The sequence below is a fragment of the Flavobacterium sp. UMI-01 genome, from assembly GCF_019656315.1.
Classification (GTDB): domain Bacteria; phylum Bacteroidota; class Bacteroidia; order Flavobacteriales; family Flavobacteriaceae; genus Flavobacterium.
This window is the reverse complement of record NZ_BPLU01000008.1, coordinates 62,964-81,119: the sequence shown is the minus strand read 5'-3', so window position 1 is coordinate 81,119 and position 18,156 is coordinate 62,964. Positions and strand designations below refer to the sequence as shown.

Here is an 18,156-nt window from a genome sequence, read left to right as displayed (position 1 = left end):
GTTGTACCACATCAAAGTTTAGGCAAGGTGTGTATATACAGTTCCTCAACTTTTTTTCGTGCCCACTCTGTTTTTCGTAAAAAAGTAAGAGACGAATTGATGCTAGGATTACTCTTAAAGCAATTGATTGCAATCAATTCACCCAAGGTATCAAATCCATAATAATTAACGAGTTGTTCCAGCATGACTTTCAAAGTTATGCCATGTAATGGGTCTTTTGACGCTTGTTTTTCCATCCCACAAATTTAACTCAATTTGATTAAAAAATTGTAGAGTTATCGTAATTGTTCTACATTTGCAATCCTATGCTTAAAACAATAAACATACTTAATAAACGCGCTCGATTTGATTATGAAATCATCGAAAAGTACACTGCTGGAATTGTTTTGGCAGGAACTGAAATTAAATCCATTCGATTAGGAAAAGCCAATATTACTGAAAGCTTTTGTGAATTTAGTGGTACTGAACTTTTTGCTATCAATACCTATATTGAAGAATACGCTTTTGGAAACCAATTTAACCATAAAGCACGTAGCGAAAGAAAGTTGTTACTTAACAAAAGAGAGCTTAAAAATTTGGCTCGAGCAGTACAATCCAAAGGATTAACTATTGTCCCATTACGGTTATTTACCAATGAAAAAGGGTTGGCCAAATTGGAAATCGGTTTGTGTAGAGGTAAGAAAACCTACGACAAAAGAGAATCATTAAAAGAACAAGATACCAAACGAGACTTAGACCGCATCAAAAAAGCGTATAAGTAATTTTATATTTCTTCTAACTCACTTCTTGGGATTACCTTATTTAATTTTTTCCATCCAAGAAATCCTTTTTAGAAGAAATTAATTCAATTTAAATCATAAAAAAACTCCAGATTGCTCTGGAGTTTTTCTTTTAATTATCGTGTGATGATTTATTTAATCATTTCAATTTTTTGTACTTCTTCTTCGTTAATGCTATCAAAGAAACCTTGTTCATTCATCCAGTCATCACTAAATACCTTACTCATATATCTTGAGCCGTGGTCTGGAAAAATAGCAATTACATTACTGTTTTCATCAAATTCCCCTTCTTCTGCATACTGCTTAATCGCCTGTAAAACGGCACCTGAAGTATAACCTACAAACATGCCCTCTTTTCGGGTAATTTCACGAGCGGAATGTGCACTCTCCTCGTCTGTAACTTTCATGAACTTATCAATTACATCAAAGTCTGTTGCTGTAGGAATTAAATTTTTACCTAATCCTTCAATACGATAGGGATAAATTTCTTCTGTATCAAATTCTTTTGTTTCGTGGTATTTTTTCAAGACCGACCCAAAAGCATCCACTCCAAGAATTTTAATATTAGGGTTTTGTTCTTTCAAATATTTGGCAGTTCCAGAGATGGTTCCTCCAGTACCACTACAAGCTACTAAGTGCGTGATTTTACCGTTGGTTTGTTTCCAAATTTCAGGACCTGTAGTGTTGTAATGAGCATCAATATTAAGTTGATTAAAATATTGATTGATATAAATGGAACCTTTTGTTTCTTCGTGTAATCTTTTAGCAACACTGTAATATGAACGTTCATCATCTGCGGCTACGTGAGCGGGGCATACATAAACCTTAGCTCCTAAACTACGCAACATATCAATCTTATCTTTTGATGACTTAGAACTTACGGCAAGGATACAGTTATATCCTTTTATAATACTTACCATGGCTAAACTAAATCCTGTATTACCTGATGTAGTTTCAATAATAGTATCACCTGGAGATAATATGCCTTTTTTTTCTGCTTCTTCAATAATGTATAGTGCAATTCTATCCTTGGAAGAATGTCCAGGATTAAAAGCTTCTACTTTAGCATAAAAATTACCGGTAATATTTTCGGTAACTTTATTGAGTTTTATAAGCGGTGTGTTGCCTATTAACTCTAATACATTATTATAAGCATTTATTTCTTCTTTCATAAATAAATAGTTAATCAACGTTAATTTTATTTAACAATGATACATTGCAAATTTAACAAAAAAATCCAATTAGATTTTATTTTTTTCTAAATCTAGTAAAAAACTAAATTCTTTTGCCAATTCCTTAAGTGCTTCAAAACGCCCCGAAGCGCCACCGTGACCTGCATCCATATTGGTATCCAAATACAAAACGGTGTCGTCTTGTTTTGCTGTTCTTAACTTAGCAACCCATTTAGCTGGTTCCCAATATTGTACCTGAGAATCATGCAAACCTGTTGAAACATACATATTAGGGTATCGTTGTTTTTTGATATTATCATACGGCGAATAAGAACGCATGTATTCATAATATTTTTTCACATTAGGATTCCCCCATTCATCATATTCACCCGTAGTCAATGGAATACTTTCATCAAGCATGGTGGTCATTACATCCACAAAAGGTACTTGAGCTATTACTCCATTATACAATTCAGGCGCTTCGTTGATAACTACTCCCATTAACAAACCTCCTGCTGAGCCTCCCTCAGCATACAGATGTTCAGGGCTTGTATATTTTTGTTCGATAACAAATTTAGAACAATCAATAAAATCAGTAAAAGTATTTTTCTTATTTAACAGTTTTCCATCTTCATACCAATTTCTCCCCAAATCTTCTCCTCCTCTAATGTGAGCAATAGCGTAAATAAACCCTCTATCCAATAAAGACAATCGAGTAGATGAAAAATGGGCATCCATGGAATGACCATAAGAACCATAAGCATACAATAAAAGTGGATTTTTGCCATCTTTTACAATCCCTTTGCGATACACCATGGAGATGGGAATTTTTGTCCCGTCTGTTGCGGTTGCCCAAATGCGCTCTTCGATATAATTATTCTTATCAAATTGTCCTCCAAGTACTTGTTGCTCCTTTTGAATTTGTTTTTCAAACGTTCGCATATTAAAATCAATAATAGACGAAGGTGTAGCCAATGACTGGTAACTGTATCTTAAAATTTCCGTTTCAAAATCTACATTTACCGATGTATAAGCTGTATATGTTTCGCTGTCAAAAGGAAGATAATACTCTCCCTCCCCACTCCAAGGAATAATGCGTATTTTGTTTAAACCATTTGAACGCTCTTCGACGACAAGATAGTCTGCAAAAATCTCCACGTCTTCCAGCAATACATCCTCCCTATGCCCAATTAATTCGACCCAATTATCTGAGGTCGTAGCATTTTCAGGGGTTTTCATCAATTTAAAATTCTCGGCATCGTCTTTATTGGTAAGAATATAAAAACTATCTTTATAATGATTGATGCTATACTCTACTCCTCTTTTTCTTTTTTGGAACATCTTAAATTTGCCATCAGGAGTATCGGCATTCAAAATGCGGTATTCCGTAGTCATCGTACTCCCACATTCGATTGCGAGGTATTTTCGTGACTTTGATTTTAAAATATCCACACTAAAAGTATCGTCCTTCTCAAAATAAATGAGTTCATCTTCTTCTTGTCGAGCGCCTAATTTGTGCTTGAATATTTTATCGGAACGAAGTGTTACTTCATCTTGTGAAGCATAAAATAGCGTAAAATTGTCATTGGCCCAAACAGCGGAACCTGTAACATTTTCGATTTTATCAGATAAAATTTCGTTAGTTATCAAATTTTTTATCTGAATTGTATAAATGCGTCTTCCTACAACATCAGTACTAAAAATGGCCATCGTATTATCTGGACTTACACTTAAACCACCTAGTTTAAAATAAGCCTGATCTTCAGCCATGACATTGCAATCAAACAAAATTTCTTCTTCCGCAAATAGACTTCCTTTTTTTCTAGCATAAATAGGATAGCCTTTGCCTGTTTCATAACGCGTGATGTAATAATATCCATTATAAAAATAAGGAACAGACTGGTCGTCTTCTTTGATACGACTTTTCATTTCCTCAAATAATTCTTTTTGAAATTCCTGAGTATGCGCAGTCATCGCTTGATAATACTCATTTTCTTGATTCAAATAAGCAATAACTTCTGGATTTTCACGGTCGTTTAACCAATAGTAATTATCGACTCTTATATCATTAAATTTTTCTAATTGCGTAGGTATAATTTTGGCAACTGGAGCTTGTAAAGTTTTTATCATTGGTGATGATTTCGAATTTTGATACGATTGACCGCAAAAATAGCAAAGCCGATGTAAACCCCACTTGTTTTAACCTTATTTAACATTGTGCATTGATAGGAAAGTATTAATTTCGCTAAATAAACTGCTAAAAATTACAAATATGGATTTAATGGGAATGATGGGTAAACTAAAAGAAACCCAAAATAAAATAGAAGCAACCAAAAAAAGACTTGATACTGTTTTAATTGATGAACAAAGTTCAGATGGTTTATTCAAAATAACCATGACTGCCAATCGTAAAATCACCGCTGTTACCATTGCAGATGAATTATTGGAAGACAAAGAACAACTAGAGGATTACCTTGTCTTGGTGGTAAACAAAGCCATCGAAAAAGCTACTAAGGTTAATGAAGCTGAACTGGATGCCGTTGCTAAAATGGATATGCCTATGATTCCGGGTATGGATAATTTATTCAAATAATTTATTCAAATAAAAACTCTACTAGAAAGCATGAAATCAAGATGGATTTCATGCTTTTTAATTTTATATATTTTATCCTTTTGATCAATCGATACTTCTTGTACATTTTTTTTTTCTCTGATTTCATTTCTTTTTTTTATCTAGTTTTTTACACCCTATATTTATAAAACTAATTTTTATTTCACCTCTCCTAATGGACACTTTTGATTCAACCACTAAAAGTGCGTCCTAGTTCCTTATATTTTATAGCCAGAATTTTTTCTGAAAGACAACCCGACAACTGAAAATTATATAACTTAATGTGTTAGTCTTGTAAAAAAGCAGCTTCTATTCTTTTATAAATTTACTTTAATGAAAAAGTAGGTAAGAATCATTATTCGAATGGTTCTTATTATTCTTATCCAACTCGCAACAAGAGATTGAAAAGAAACTAACGAATCTAAGAGTTTGTCATTGGAGCAATACCTATGGCTCAAAATGTCGCTACTCGATTTTGAATGGAAATTATCGAATCAAAAAACTAAGCTATGGGAATTCCAACTATAAAAAATGAAAAACAATACGAAGCTTTACGAGAGAAAGGCTACAGCAAACAAAAGGCTGCGAGAATTGCAAATACACCCGATGCTGGCGTCAAAGGAGGTCATGCAAAACCCTATGAGCAGTGGACGAAAGCAGACCTTTATGAACAAGCTAAAAAAGTAGGCATCAATGGGCGGTCAAAAATGACTAAAGCCGAGTTGATTTATGCTTTACGTCATAATTAAATTAACCCCCTTTACACCTCGCTTTAAATGAAAAAAATTAACCCTCTTATCATTCGGCAACTATTTACTTTACTATTGCTATTTGCAATGGCAGGGTTAATCTTTTTAGAAATTTACCCCTTTATTTCTGGTTTTCTAGGCGCCATCACCTTATTTGTATTGTTAAAAAATTACATGACACAATTGACAAACAAAGGATGGAACCCTAGCTTATCCGCAGGTTTATTGATGTTTTTGTCATTCATTATAATCTTAGTTCCTATTGCAGGAATGGTTATGCTACTCAGCAACAAAGTGGGAAAAGTGGCTAGCAAATCCGAAAAAGTGATTCATGCAATTGAATCAAAACTGAAGGATTGGGAACATCTTTTAGGCTTTAACATAACAGATCAACTTGATGCTAGTTCAATTTCAAATGCCATAACTAATAGTGTTAGTAGCATCTTAGGTGGGACAGTAAATACTTTTATTGCTGTTTCAATAATGTATTTTATGTTGTTCTATATGCTAACAAATCAAAAAAAGCTAAAAACAATATTGATTGAATACGCCCCTGTAAGTGCTAATAATTTTGAATTATTGAATACCAAAATTCAAGAAATGGTCAAATCTAACTCGTTGGGCATACCGCTTGTAGCCATTGCTCAAGGATTGGTTTCACTAGTAGGGTTTTTAATTTTTAATGTTGACAGTGCCGTATTTTGGGCGGTGGTGGTTACCATTGGCTCCATGATTCCTTTGGTGGGAAATCTTTTGGGAACTATTCCTGTCTTTATTTTGTCATTATCAAATGGAGATTCTTTTCAAGCTTGGGGCATTTTGCTTTACGGTATGGTTGTCGTAGGTACAGCAGACAATATCATACGTTTGTATGTCCTTCGAAAATTAGATAATGTACATCCATTGATTACCCTTTTAGGCGTCATTATTGGGATTCCTCTTTTTGGCTTTATAGGGTTGATTTTTGGTCCGTTGTTAATTAGCCTGTTTTTATTAATCATCCATATTTATAAGAAAGAATATACGGAACACATCCCCCTTACTGTATAATTTTTCTTTACCAAAATTCACATCCGCCTTATTAGGTACATTATTCATTTGTAAAAATGATTGTTATTAATTTTTAATTTTTTTGTAGATGAATGCAGACATCCTTTTAATGTTTTTAGTATTGTTTACTACCATAATTCTGTTTGTTTTTGAAGTTTTTTCAATCGACAGAATTGCTTTTTTCATTATTGTAACCCTCATTCTATTAGGGCTAGTAACTCCTGAGGAAGGAGTAAGTGGTTTTTCTAATAGTGCTACTATTGCAGTACTTTCCTTGATGATACTTACCATTGCAATGGAAAATAATGGTGTCATTCATTGGCTCACTTCGAGTATTAGCAAAGTAAAATCACTCCCCATTTACTTGATGGCTCCCATAATCATGTTTGTAACAGCTGGAATTTCAGCATTTATTAGTACCACTGCCGTAGTGCTGGTGTTTATCAAAATCGTAAACCAACTTTCAGAGAAATACAATATTCCTCAGTCAAAACTCTTATTGCCTATTTCATTTGCAGGAATATTAGGTGGTTCTTGTACGCTAATGGGAACCTCAACCAATCTGATTGTAAATTCAGTTGCCAAAAATTTAGGAGCTGAAAAAATTGGCTTTTTTGAAATTTCAACTTTTGGGATAATCTTTCTGGTGGTTTCGATAGCTTTCATTACACTGTCTTTAAAATGGTTGCCTTGGGACAGCAAAAAATGCATTAGTGCCGATTATGAACTAGAGGATTATATTACCCGAGTTATTATCAATCCTGGTTCTCCTTTGATAGGCAAAACCATTCGCGAGAGTTTTTTATTTGAAAATCCTAATGTATCACTTTTGCAAATTATAAGAGATAATCAAATGCATCATTCCCCAGGAAAATACATAACCTTAAAGGAAAATGATGAATTGCTTTTGATGTGTAATATCGAAAATTTAGAACAAATTATAAAATCAGATAATTTAAGTGTTCACACAGAACTAAGACACGATGAAACGGAACAAACCGACGAAAAGAATCAAAGTAAAAACACCAATGAAGAAGGACAACCTGTTTTTGTAGAACTTTTAATGCTTCCCGGTGCGGTGCTTTTAGGAAAAACGTTGGGAGAATTAAGGCGTTATATGTTACAAGGCGCTATTCCGTTGGCCATCAAAAAAAGAAAAACCATTGTAAACACCAAAGAACGCATGATACGAAGCAGTACAAGCCAATTAGTACTAAAAGAAGGTGATCGTTTATTAGTAGAAATCTCTAGAGAGCAACTTCCTGCTTTGCAGTTTCTTGAAAATGTTATTTTGTTACAGGAATTTGATACAAATACCCAAATTTCAAACACTAGAAAATATTATTCCCTAGGTGTATTGATTTTGGTGGTTTTATTAGCTGCAATAGGAATTTTTTCAATAATGGTCAGTGCTTTAATTGGAGTCAGTTTATTGCTTTTATCTAAAAACTTAGATTTAAATACCGTATATAAAAAAGTAAATTGGCAAGTTTTTTTTCTACTAGCTGGAATGATACCCCTAGGAGCTGCCATGCATAATACTGGAGCTGATAAATGGATTTCCAATCATTTATTAGTATTTTTGGGAGGACAGCCTAGTTATATAATTATCGGGACACTATTTTTGGTAACAATGTTGTTGAGTGGTGTGGTGAGTAACAATGCTACGGCAATTATCATGACCCCAATTGCGATATCCGTCGCTAGTGGAATGAATTTAGATTACAAACCTTTTATCTTGACTATTATGTTTGCTTCTAATTTTAGTTTTTTTACGCCTATGGGATACCAAACCAATACGTTGATTTATGGAATTGGAAACTATCGCTTTAAACATTTCTTGATTATTGGTGGAATTTTGAGCTTGATATTGTGGTTGTTAGCTACTTATTTATTGACAAATATGTTATAATATTATTTACTATGGACGCACGATTTTCAATACAAGACACTTTAAATAAGCTTTGGGATAAAATGGCAGAATGGATGACCGAAATCATTCTAAAATTGCCCAATTTCATCATGGCTATAGTGATTATGGTATTTTTTTACTTTTTAGCACGTACGCTTAAAAGAATACTACAACAGTTTTTATTGCGGAGAATCGCTCAAAAATCGATACAAGACATTTCTGGTAAAATTGCCTTTATAATTGTCATCTTCATAGGATTCTTTATCTCGCTTAGTGTTTTAGGTCTCAACAAGCTTTTGACAAGTGTTCTCGCAGGAGCAGGTGTTTTAGGTTTAGCCATAGGTTTAGCCCTTCAAGGCACATTGAGTAATACTTTTGGTGGACTGGTACTTTCCTTCATGCCAAAAATAAGAATCAATGATTATATAGAAACCAACGAAGCCAAAGGATTTGTCGCAGAAATCAGCTTGAGAAACGTTGTATTAAGACAAACCGACAACAACTATGTCATTATTCCAAATTCTAAGTTTGTAGAAAATTCCTTTACCAATTATTCAATAAGCAAAAGGAGCCGAATTGCTGTCAAATGTTCTGTAAGCTACGATAGTAACTTACAACAGGTTGAAGATTTAGTAACTCGTATTATCGCCGAAAATTTCGAGCAAAATGAGGGGGAAACAGTGGAATTTTTCTTTACTGAATTTGATGATTTTGCTATCAATTTTATGACTCGTTTTTGGATTGATATGATAAAAATAAAACAAGAACATGACGCGAGACACAAAGCAATTAAATTAATCAAAACCCATTTTGATAAAGAAGGCATCACAATCCCTTTCCCTATTCATACTATCGAATTTAGCAAAAACAAACCTACTAGAGAAGAATAGTACAAAACAACTCCAACTATACCTCATGTTCCTTTTTATTTTTACTACAAATCGATAGCATCAAAATTGCATTCTTTTGTGTTAATTTTTATATTTTTTTTTAACCAAATTTGTTACCAACAGTAATTGGGCTGTGAATAAAAACCCTAATTATTCATTAAAAAAAATAATAGAAATGAAAAACCAATTTGACAAACACGAAATTGACTACATAAAAATTTATCAAGAAAAAGGATTTGTATCCAATTTTTATTTTAAAGATAAAAAATTCAGAAACGCTGAAACAAAAGTAGTTTTTGAACCCGAAGATCTTTTTATAGTTGCTGAACACCGCTATGAAGGAATGAGCAATCCCGAGGACATGTCTATATTGTATGTTATCCAAACCAAAAATGGTGACCAAGGAACCTTTTTGATGGGCTATGGGCCTAATTCTGATTTGGAACTGGCAGAATTTTTCAAAAAAATACCTAAAACAAACATTACCAACGATTTAAACATTGACTTGTAAAATCTGCCCAAACTAGGATTTGAAATTTTATTACCCAAAAGTAATTTAAACATCATGGTGCTGATTTAGGTTTCATTAAAGTTAAAAAATGAATTCAAATCCAATATAATCGTTATAATACCTTTTTTTCTCATTTAAATAGAATATCTTTGATGTAAGTAAAATACATTAAAAAGGATATGGTAATCTTATCGTATGGATTTTAAAGATTAATCCTGTTTTTTTTATTAAATAGTTTCTCATTGATGATATATTTCGATTTTACAGATTTCTTTTTGCAATAAAAGAGTCAAAAAACAGTTAATAATATATACCCCCCCCCAAATGAGTAAAACCTTTTTTAAAATTTTCTTAGCGGATGATGACGAAGATGACCGAATGTTATTTAGCGAAGCCTTAGAAGAAATATCTTTGCAGACGAGCCTATCCTTATTTTGCCATGGTCAAGAATTATTAGACTATCTATTTCAACCTGATGTACAATTGCCTAATTTTATATTTCTGGATTTAAATATGCCTATTAAAAATGGGCTGCAATGTTTAACCGAAATCAGAAACAATCCCCATCTCAAAGGACTGAACGTAGCCATCTACTCTACCTCTTCTTCTCAACGAGATATTGAAGAATCCTATTCAAAAGGAGCTAATCTTTACATCAACAAACCCAACAATTTTACCACATTAAGAGACGTAATTGAAAATGTGCTCACTCGCAATGAGGAATTACATTTACAAAGTACCGCGAAAGAAAATTTTCTTTTTCGGATTTAAATACTAAAGTTTATTAAGCAGACTCAGAACTTTTCCACAATGGTGTTTTGAGTCTGCTTTTTTTATTTTGTTGTCATACATTCACCTAAAGTAACAACTATTAAGTTAAACAGGAATGTAAATATGAAAGGTAGCCCCTTTATTAGGCACCCCTTTAGCTAAGATAAATCCATTATGATTCTCAACAATTTTCTTAACTATAGCTAATCCTATTCCCGTTCCTGCATATTCATCTTTACCGTGTAATCGTTGAAAAACTAAAAATATTTTCTCGCTGTACTCTTGATCAAAACCAATTCCGTTATCCTCCACACTAATGTGCATATAATCATTATCAGTTGGAATGTTATGGTCAATCAAATCCTTCACGGTGGCTTTTGTGCAATCAATCTTAATCAAAGGCGCTCGTTTTTGACTAGAAAATTTGAGTGCATTACTAATCAGATTAAAAAGCAATTGTCTAAATTGAAATGGAATTACTTTTACCTCACACATGTCCCTCATTTCGATTACAGCCTCTTTAAGTTGTAACTCCTCTTTTAAATCTTCTTTTATTTCCTCGACTATTTCACTTAAATCAATACTTTCAAAAATTCTTTGCTGCGTACTTGTTCGGGAATAAGCCAGTAAATCTTGGATCAGCGTTTGCATTCTGAAAGCTGCTTTTTGCATGCGTTCAAACTTATCCATGCCTGATTTAGATAAATTAACAGCTTCTCTTTCCATAATTTGAGAGGCAAAAGTTTGAATCTTACGCAAGGGTTCTTGCAAATCATGACTAGAAATATAAGCAAACGATTGCAGTTCTTTATTCATCTTTTCGAGTTGTTCATTTTGAGTTCTTAATAACTCTTCTGCTTTGTTTCGGGCTGTCATGTCTTGATAGGAAGTTACCACATAACTATCCGTTCCCATGTGGATTATTTCAAAGGAAATAAGCACCGGAATTTTTTCACCATTTTTCTTGGTGTACAAGATTTCAAAGTCCTGCATCGCCTCAGACTGTTTTAATTTTAAAAGGAGGTTTTCGATTTCAGGTTTTGACAATGATTGAATTTCATCCAGACTTCGTTCTTCTTTAAGCAATTCCAAAATCAAATTAGTAATTCGATTATTTTCATCCGCATCAATGAGGTGCAAATCAATCGAAGAATTCCCAATTACTTCCTTTTTGGTGTAACCAAATAAGTTGTAAAAGAGCGTATTGGCATATCGAATTTCATTTGTTTTTATTTCTGAAAGCGTCATTGGAATTGGATTACTATCAAAAATTTTATAAAAACGTTCTTCACTAACTTGTAATTCTTGTTCGTATTTCTTTTGTTCTGTAACATCCTGTGCCGTTCCAGACATTCCTACAACATTTCCATTGGCATCCAATATTACTTTTCCGGTAGAACTTAAAATACGTACGTTCCCGTTAGGACAAATGACTTTACGGAATATTTTAAATGATTTTTTGTCTTGGATAGCCTGTTGTACCGTTTGGTTGACATAGTCACGTTCTTCATAAGGAATAAAACTCAAATATTTTTCATAATCAATAGCTATTTCCTGTGGTAGTAAGCCGTGAATTCTATATAGTTCGTCTGACCATTCAATTTTATTGGTTTCAATATCCCATTCCCAACTCCCAATGTGCGCTTGTTGTTGGGCTTCTAATAATTGATTGGTTTTATTTTTTATGGTTTCCTCAGCTTTTTTGCGGATAGAGATATCTCGAATAAAACTGATGTGTAAAAAACTATTGTTAGTGTATAATCGGGAAATCTTTAATTCTATAGGGAACTCACATCCATTAGAATTCACAACTATTCTTTCAATCGGTTTGTTACTATTCTTTTGAGTATCGTTAAAGAAATACTGCATGGCTGTCGCATTACAAGAGTAAAATCGTTTTGGAATAATGGTTTCTGCCAATGATTTACCCATAACTTCGCATTCTTTCCAACCAAAGATGGTTTCAGACTCGGCATTCCAACTCATTATTCTTCCGTTTTCATCAAAAGAAATAATAGAATCAGGCGCATGTTGCAAGATAGTTTGCATTCGCTCGTTGCTTTCTTTAAGATTTTCTTCTAATGTTTCCGAATGTTCAATTTGATTTTGTACCACGGTCTTAGAACCAATCCACAAAATTATTTTTCCTTGTTTGTCTTTTACAGGAATGGCACGCCCTAAATGCCATAAATATTTACCATCTTTTCCTAAAATACGGTACTCATTTTCGTAATCTTCACCCGTTTTCAAAGAATGTTCAAGGAGTTGTTTTGTTTTTTCCCAATCTTCAGGATGAATGATTTTTTTCCAGCCCCAATCTTTTAATTCCTCAAAAGTAAGCCCGCAATAATCGAGCATTACTTGGTTAAAATACGTTCGATTTCCACTGATATCCGAAGTCCAGATTTTTTGAGGCATTCTTTCTGCCATTTGCCTAAATTGGTCTTCAGCTTCTTTTTGTTTACTAATATCTGTATTGGTACCAATCCATCGAATTACATTCCCATTGTCATCTTTTAACGGATAGACCAAAGTAAGAAAGGGACGAAAAATGCCATCAGCTCCCTTTAAAGGGAAAACCATTTCAAAGCATTCTCCTGTATTAATTGAATGCTGCCACTTTTCTAAAACCTTTGGTAAATGCTCTGTATCATGCACTGATTGCCATCCCCAACCTTTCATTTGTTCCAGTGATGTTCCAGTGTATTCATACCAACGTTCATTGTACCAATAAATAGCTCCATTTGCATCAGCCATCCAGGCTAGATTTTGAATGTTATTAGCAAGTGTCTTAAATTGCTTTTCATTCTCTTTTAGCGTTTCTTCGACTTGTTTCAACTCTGTTATATCACGAGTAGTTCCCGCTATGGCTTCAACCTCCCCTTCATTATTGATAACGGGTACCAAAATATAATCATAAACCCTTTTGCCTAAAGTAGCATGTGGAAACGAAACTTCACCACGGATGGATTTTTTTGTCGCAATTATTTGATCGATTTCTCTTTCATGCATTTCTGCATGCCAAGGTTCATAGCCCAGTTCGAGAAGAAATTTCCCATTAGCTTCTTCCCAAGTACGGCCCCACATTTTCAACAAAGCATCATTAGCATACGTAAAACGATAGTTTAAATCAAAAACATAAATTAAATCGGGGGTACTTTTGGTAACAGCCTCATATAAACGCTTTTGTGCCTTTAATTGGATTGCTGTTTCCTCAGCTTTTTTTCTAGCCAATACTTGTTGAGAAACGTCAAAGCCAATGGCCATAACGCCATTTATAACGCCATTTTCATCATACAAGGCTTCGTATGAAAAATTAATATAAACGGTTTCTAAACTACCATTGCGCAACAATTGTAAAGGTAGTTCAGTAGTCGCAAAGCGTTTCCCAGTTGTAGTTACTTCATCCAATAATTCTTTTATGCCTTGTTCCATCAACTCAGGCATACTACTAAATATAGACTTGTTAAGTATTTCTTCTTCTGTTCTTCCCCAAAGATCTAAGGCGTGTTTGTTGGCTATTTCTACCTTATAATCCCAGTCACGTAAAATTGAAATGGCAATAGGAGCCTGATGAATCATCAGCTTCAAATTGTTTTCACTTTCGATAATTTTTTGATGCGCTTGAACCTGCAACGTATTATCAATTACCCAAACCGCAATTTTCTGTACAATTCCTTTTTCATCTTTTATGGGAGCATATACAAATGTCACATGAATGTTTTCTTCTTTCCCGTGACGAATTAACATCAAGGCCACTTCGTTAGCATAGTAAGGATTCCCTGTTTGAACTACACTTTGGAGCGCTTCTTCATAATAGGGTTTTGCTTCCGCAAAAGTGTCCCAATAATATGTATTGATGATGCTATCATAAGGTTTACCCGCAATTTCCACAAAACGATCATTGACAATCTCCGAAACCAAAGTAGCAGCATCCAACAAACATATTCCGATGGGAGCCTCTAATACCATTTGGCGCGTAATTTGTTGACTCTTAATCCTTTTTTGGAGTGACTTGGTTCTTTTGGTTATGTCTTCAACAGTTCCGTTAAGACGGTAAGCCATTTGCTCTTCATTAAACCACGTTTTTCCTTTGGCATGAACAATAATTTTTTTATTGGTTACAGGATTGATTAGGCTGTATTTTATATCGTAGCTACCACCTGAAGTATGGTCTAATGCTTTTGCAATAGCGTCACTAACTCTCACTCTATCATTAGGTGCTATACTGTTTATTGCGTCATTCAGGTTGATTTCTTCTTCGGGAGGCAAACCAAACCATTCTTTTAGTCGGTGGTTGGCGGTGAACTTATTCGTAAGAGGATTGTAATCAAAAGTTCCTAATTGGGCTGCTTCAATGGCAAATTCCAACTGATTTTGATGTTCCTTTTGTACTTCTTCATTTTTCTTTTTATCCGTTGTTTCAATAACGGTTACCAAGACGCCACCCACTTCTCCATTTTCCATTCGGATAGGACTATAGGCAAAATCAAAATAGCATTCTTCGACAAAACCATTTCGATTAAGAGGCAGCATAAAATCAGGAAAACCCACAGGAATTCCTTTCATAACATCCTCAAACATAGATTCAATGATGTGCCATATTTCGGAAAAGGTTTCCTTTGTACCAATTCCTAAAGCTTGCGGATGTTTAGTTTCGCCCAGTATAGGGCGGTAACCATCGTTATATATTTGTGTAAATTCTTTACCCCATGCGATATACATCCCAAAAGGATTGTTTAGCATTACGGAAACCATTGTTTGTAAACTCTGAGGCCAATTTTCAGGAGCACCTAAAGGCGTTTTACTCCAATCTTTTGCCCTAATAAGCTCACCCATTGCTCCACCGCCTTCAAGAAAATATAAATCCGTTATTTTTGGAGCCATTTTATTCGGTTTAGATTATACAATTATTATTGTTTGTAGATTCAAGAGATACCAAATATAATCTTTTTTGTATGAATTTATAGGTATAATTGAACACAAACCTACTATTTAGAGACTCCAAAAAATAAAATACATCCTATACAACTTGTAGCTAACCTATGGGTAACATTGCCTTAAAAAGTAAAGATAAAAGTTCCGTTGTTTGTTATCCATTAATGATTTCACCTCCATTAATATGCATAAATTGTCCCGTCATATAACTACTGTCTTCTGAGGCCAAAAAAACATACGCGGGTCCTACTTCACAAGGTTGTCCTGCTCTTCCCATAGGTGTGTCTTTGCCAAAATCACTTACATCATCAAAACTAGAAGGAATTAATGGCGTCCAAATAGGCCCGGGAGCAATACCATTTACTCGGATTTTTTTTGGCGCTAGTTGGGTAGATAATGATCTAGTGAAACTAACAATAGCTCCTTTGGTACTGGCATAATCAATCAGATGTTCACTTCCTCTATACGCTGTAACAGAACTGGTATTGATAATCACATCGCCTGGAATTAAATATTCCAAAGCTGCTTTTGTCAAATAAAAATAAGGATAAATATTGGTTTCGAACGTTTTCAATAATTGCTCTTTATCAATATCCAATAACGAATCCTGAGGGAATTGCACGGCAGCATTATTCACCACAATATTTAATTGACCATATTCTTCAATACAAGTTTGCACACAAAATAAACAATTGGCTTCTTCTGTTAAGTCTCTTTTGATAATAGTACACTTTCTGCCCATGTTTTCAATTTGGTTTTTTACCGAAACAGCATCTTTGGTTTCGTTTAGATATACCAATACTACATTTGCCCCTTCTCTAGCAAAATGCAAAGCGGCACTAGCTCCAATACCACTATCACCACCCGTAACTAAGGCTACTTTATCCATTAATTTCCCTGAACCTCTGTAGTTGTCTCTAATTAATACAGGTTCTGGTTTCATCTTATATTGTTCCCCAGGCAACGATTGTTGTTGTTGAGAAAATTCTTTTTCTTTTTCCATGATGTTTCAATTTTAAATTGTCTTACAAAGTAAAACGCTGTTTGATAATCAAATGGTTGTTATTGAAAAAAAAACTAACCCAATTCGTTTTTTATTTTAATTTAAACTCTCACTTCAAATGTGTTATTAAAATTTGCGATTGGATTAATCCCTTCCCCTAGTTTACCCTTTATTTGTTTTAATATCTCATTCATTTATTAAGTAAAAACATAAAAATTTTGAATAAGAAATATCTTATTTTTTTATCGCTTCTGTTTTTAGTAATAGCTACCGTCTTTACAGTTCAGGGAAGGGTAAAGAATTATATTAAAAACAGTATAGAAAAGAAACTCCCTTCTGCATTAGCTGTAAAATACACTGATTTAGATATCGCTATTCTGTTGGGAACTGTGAGTGTCCATAATGCCGAATTAAAATTAAAAAGTCATGATTCATTAGAATATCATACTATTTTAAAAACCAAAAAGCTACAACTGCAAGGTGTAGGTTACTGGGAGCTTTTGTTTAACAAAACACTTTCTGTAAAAAATCTAAATCTTGAAGCGCCTACTGTTACTTTTTATCCCTATAAAAAAGTAAACACTAAAAAAACTGATAAAACTCCTAGTGACCAAAGTTTACAATTTATCAAAATCAAAGAATTTAGTATTACAAATGGAGCTTTTCAAATACTACGAAAAAGCAAAGACAGCATCCAACTATCAATGCCTTCCTTTGATTTTAAGCTTTTTGAAAGTCGGTTAAATTTAGGTTCAGAGGATGCTTTTCCATTGAAATTTGAAAACTATAAATTGGATGCCCAAAATATAATATTAGACAATAATGCATTCTCAAAAATCACTATGGATTCTTTGTGGATTGAAAAGAAAGATCTGGTAGCCACTAATTTTGAAATAGTACCCAAGTACACTAAAAAAGAGCTTTCGAAACACCTAAAAAATGAACGCGATTACATCAATTTGAAAATTCCAAAAATCTCTTTCAAAAAATTTGATTTTGATTATGGCCAAAAACGAGTAGCTGTGACTTCCTCATTAGTGCAATTGATACAACCGCATTTAGAAATTTACAGAGACAAACTTATTGCCGATGACATGAGGGTAAAACCACTTTACAGTAAGTCGTTACGGGATTTGTCTTTTGATTTGAATATTAAGGAATTAAACATAAAAAAAGGGTATATTTCGTATGCCGAATTAGTGGAACCCAATCAACAAGCAGGGAAACTTTTTTTTAATGAGGTAAATGCTAGTTTGTATGCCATTTCGAATCTTAAAAAGGCTAAAAAAACTGAAATTAAAGTTCAGTCAAAACTGATGGGAACAGCGCCATTGAAATTGAATTGGAGTTTTGATGTCAACAATTCCTCGGATGCTTTTAGTGTTACGGGTTCTGTTCATCGTTTAGATGCAACGCGTTTAAATCCGTTTTTTAAACCTAATTTGAATGCGATAGCCGAAGGAACATTAGAACAAATGTATTTCAGTTTTAACGGAAATCATACGCATTCAAAAGGTAAAATGAAAATGAAATACGACGATTTTAATTTCAAAATTTTACGAAAAAACAGCAATAAGATTAATACGTTTTTGACCGCCATTGGGAATATTTTTATACATAACGATTCAGACACCAAACCAAATGACTTTCGCATAGGTGAGATTGAGGCTGAACGGGATGCTACGAAGTCCTTTTTTAATTATTTGTGGATTAATGTAAAAAGCGGTATTGTAGATACCCTCACTGGAAATGAAAAATAGCGAAAGAATA

Annotated in this window: 14 protein-coding genes; 9 read left to right on the top strand and 5 right to left on the bottom strand. The window is 33.7% G+C overall.

The window, feature by feature from the left end:
• Positions 1-11: 11 nt before the first annotated feature.
• Entirely contained in the window at positions 12-236 is a 225-nt protein-coding gene (locus K5R64_RS04695; protein ID WP_220761403.1) for a VF530 family DNA-binding protein, read from the bottom strand.
• Positions 237-305: 69 nt separating this feature from the next.
• Between K5R64_RS04695 and smpB the strand changes: the two genes are divergently transcribed.
• A complete protein-coding gene (gene smpB / locus K5R64_RS04690) occupies positions 306-761 on the top strand; it encodes an SsrA-binding protein SmpB (RefSeq protein ID WP_220761401.1) in 456 nt (151 codons plus the stop codon).
• A 149-nt stretch (positions 762-910) separates the two neighbouring features.
• Here the strand turns inward: smpB and K5R64_RS04685 are convergent, their stop codons facing one another.
• On the bottom strand, positions 911-1,951 hold the full coding sequence (locus tag K5R64_RS04685; protein ID WP_220761399.1) for a PLP-dependent cysteine synthase family protein: 1,041 nt from the start codon (positions 1,949-1,951) through the stop codon (positions 911-913).
• Positions 1,952-2,020: 69 nt separating this feature from the next.
• Positions 2,021-4,081 (bottom strand): S9 family peptidase, encoded by a 2,061-nt coding sequence (locus K5R64_RS04680; protein ID WP_220761397.1) that lies wholly within the window; start codon positions 4,079-4,081, stop codon positions 2,021-2,023.
• Between the two features lie 142 nt (positions 4,082-4,223).
• Between K5R64_RS04680 and K5R64_RS04675 the strand changes: the two genes are divergently transcribed.
• The 7 genes from K5R64_RS04675 to K5R64_RS04645 all read left to right on the top strand — a co-directional run bounded on the left by K5R64_RS04675 (position 4,224) and on the right by K5R64_RS04645 (position 10,445).
• Entirely contained in the window at positions 4,224-4,544 is a 321-nt protein-coding gene (locus K5R64_RS04675; protein ID WP_220761395.1) for a YbaB/EbfC family nucleoid-associated protein, read from the top strand.
• Positions 4,545-5,071: 527 nt separating this feature from the next.
• On the top strand, positions 5,072-5,311 hold the full coding sequence (locus tag K5R64_RS04670) for a Rho termination factor N-terminal domain-containing protein (RefSeq protein ID WP_220761393.1): 240 nt from the start codon (positions 5,072-5,074) through the stop codon (positions 5,309-5,311).
• A gap of 27 nt (positions 5,312-5,338) precedes the next feature.
• Positions 5,339-6,361 carry an AI-2E family transporter gene (locus K5R64_RS04665; protein ID WP_220761391.1) on the top strand — a complete coding sequence of 341 codons (1,023 nt, stop codon included), beginning with the start codon at positions 5,339-5,341 and terminating at the stop codon, positions 6,359-6,361.
• Between the two features lie 88 nt (positions 6,362-6,449).
• Complete coding sequence (locus K5R64_RS04660) at positions 6,450-8,273, top strand: SLC13 family permease (protein ID WP_220761389.1); 1,824 nt, start codon at positions 6,450-6,452, stop codon at positions 8,271-8,273.
• 11 nt (positions 8,274-8,284) lie between these two features.
• Positions 8,285-9,163, top strand: coding sequence for a mechanosensitive ion channel family protein (locus tag K5R64_RS04655; RefSeq protein ID WP_220761388.1), 879 nt, complete (start codon positions 8,285-8,287; stop codon positions 9,161-9,163).
• Between the two features lie 175 nt (positions 9,164-9,338).
• The gene (locus K5R64_RS04650) at positions 9,339-9,674 is read left to right on the top strand and encodes a hypothetical protein (protein WP_220761386.1); all 336 of its coding nucleotides are present in this window, start codon (positions 9,339-9,341) and stop codon (positions 9,672-9,674) included.
• A gap of 324 nt (positions 9,675-9,998) precedes the next feature.
• Positions 9,999-10,445 (top strand): response regulator, encoded by a 447-nt coding sequence (locus tag K5R64_RS04645; protein WP_220761384.1) that lies wholly within the window; start codon positions 9,999-10,001, stop codon positions 10,443-10,445.
• Positions 10,446-10,550: 105 nt separating this feature from the next.
• Here K5R64_RS04645 and K5R64_RS04640 read toward each other — a convergent pair whose 3' ends face one another.
• Together K5R64_RS04640 and K5R64_RS04635 are read right to left on the bottom strand one after the other, a co-directional pair.
• Positions 10,551-15,332 carry a PAS domain S-box protein gene (locus K5R64_RS04640; RefSeq protein ID WP_220761382.1) on the bottom strand — a complete coding sequence of 1,594 codons (4,782 nt, stop codon included), beginning with the start codon at positions 15,330-15,332 and terminating at the stop codon, positions 10,551-10,553.
• A 205-nt stretch (positions 15,333-15,537) separates the two neighbouring features.
• The gene (locus K5R64_RS04635; RefSeq protein WP_220761380.1) at positions 15,538-16,386 is read right to left on the bottom strand and encodes an SDR family oxidoreductase; all 849 of its coding nucleotides are present in this window, start codon (positions 16,384-16,386) and stop codon (positions 15,538-15,540) included.
• Positions 16,387-16,604: 218 nt separating this feature from the next.
• Between K5R64_RS04635 and K5R64_RS04630 the strand changes: the two genes are divergently transcribed.
• Positions 16,605-18,146, top strand: coding sequence for a DUF748 domain-containing protein (locus K5R64_RS04630; RefSeq protein WP_220761378.1), 1,542 nt, complete (start codon positions 16,605-16,607; stop codon positions 18,144-18,146).
• Positions 18,147-18,156 lie beyond the last annotated feature (10 nt).

What these genes read in the sequence shown, in the direction of transcription:
- K5R64_RS04640 (WP_220761382.1), bottom strand. Translation starts at nt 15,332, where the DNA reads ATGGCTCCAAAAATAACGGATTTATATTTTCTTGAAGGCGGTGGAGCA.
- K5R64_RS04695 (WP_220761403.1), bottom strand. Translation starts at nt 236, where the DNA reads ATGGAAAAACAAGCGTCAAAAGACCCATTACATGGCATAACTTTGAAA.
- K5R64_RS04670 (WP_220761393.1), top strand. Translation starts at nt 5,072, where the DNA reads ATGGGAATTCCAACTATAAAAAATGAAAAACAATACGAAGCTTTACGA.
- smpB (WP_220761401.1), top strand. Translation starts at nt 306, where the DNA reads ATGCTTAAAACAATAAACATACTTAATAAACGCGCTCGATTTGATTAT.
- K5R64_RS04650 (WP_220761386.1), top strand. Translation starts at nt 9,339, where the DNA reads ATGAAAAACCAATTTGACAAACACGAAATTGACTACATAAAAATTTAT.
- K5R64_RS04645 (WP_220761384.1), top strand. Translation starts at nt 9,999, where the DNA reads ATGAGTAAAACCTTTTTTAAAATTTTCTTAGCGGATGATGACGAAGAT.
- K5R64_RS04685 (WP_220761399.1), bottom strand. Translation starts at nt 1,951, where the DNA reads ATGAAAGAAGAAATAAATGCTTATAATAATGTATTAGAGTTAATAGGC.
- K5R64_RS04635 (WP_220761380.1), bottom strand. Translation starts at nt 16,386, where the DNA reads ATGGAAAAAGAAAAAGAATTTTCTCAACAACAACAATCGTTGCCTGGG.
- K5R64_RS04655 (WP_220761388.1), top strand. Translation starts at nt 8,285, where the DNA reads ATGGACGCACGATTTTCAATACAAGACACTTTAAATAAGCTTTGGGAT.
- K5R64_RS04660 (WP_220761389.1), top strand. Translation starts at nt 6,450, where the DNA reads ATGAATGCAGACATCCTTTTAATGTTTTTAGTATTGTTTACTACCATA.
- K5R64_RS04680 (WP_220761397.1), bottom strand. Translation starts at nt 4,081, where the DNA reads ATGATAAAAACTTTACAAGCTCCAGTTGCCAAAATTATACCTACGCAA.
- K5R64_RS04675 (WP_220761395.1), top strand. Translation starts at nt 4,224, where the DNA reads ATGGATTTAATGGGAATGATGGGTAAACTAAAAGAAACCCAAAATAAA.
- K5R64_RS04665 (WP_220761391.1), top strand. Translation starts at nt 5,339, where the DNA reads ATGAAAAAAATTAACCCTCTTATCATTCGGCAACTATTTACTTTACTA.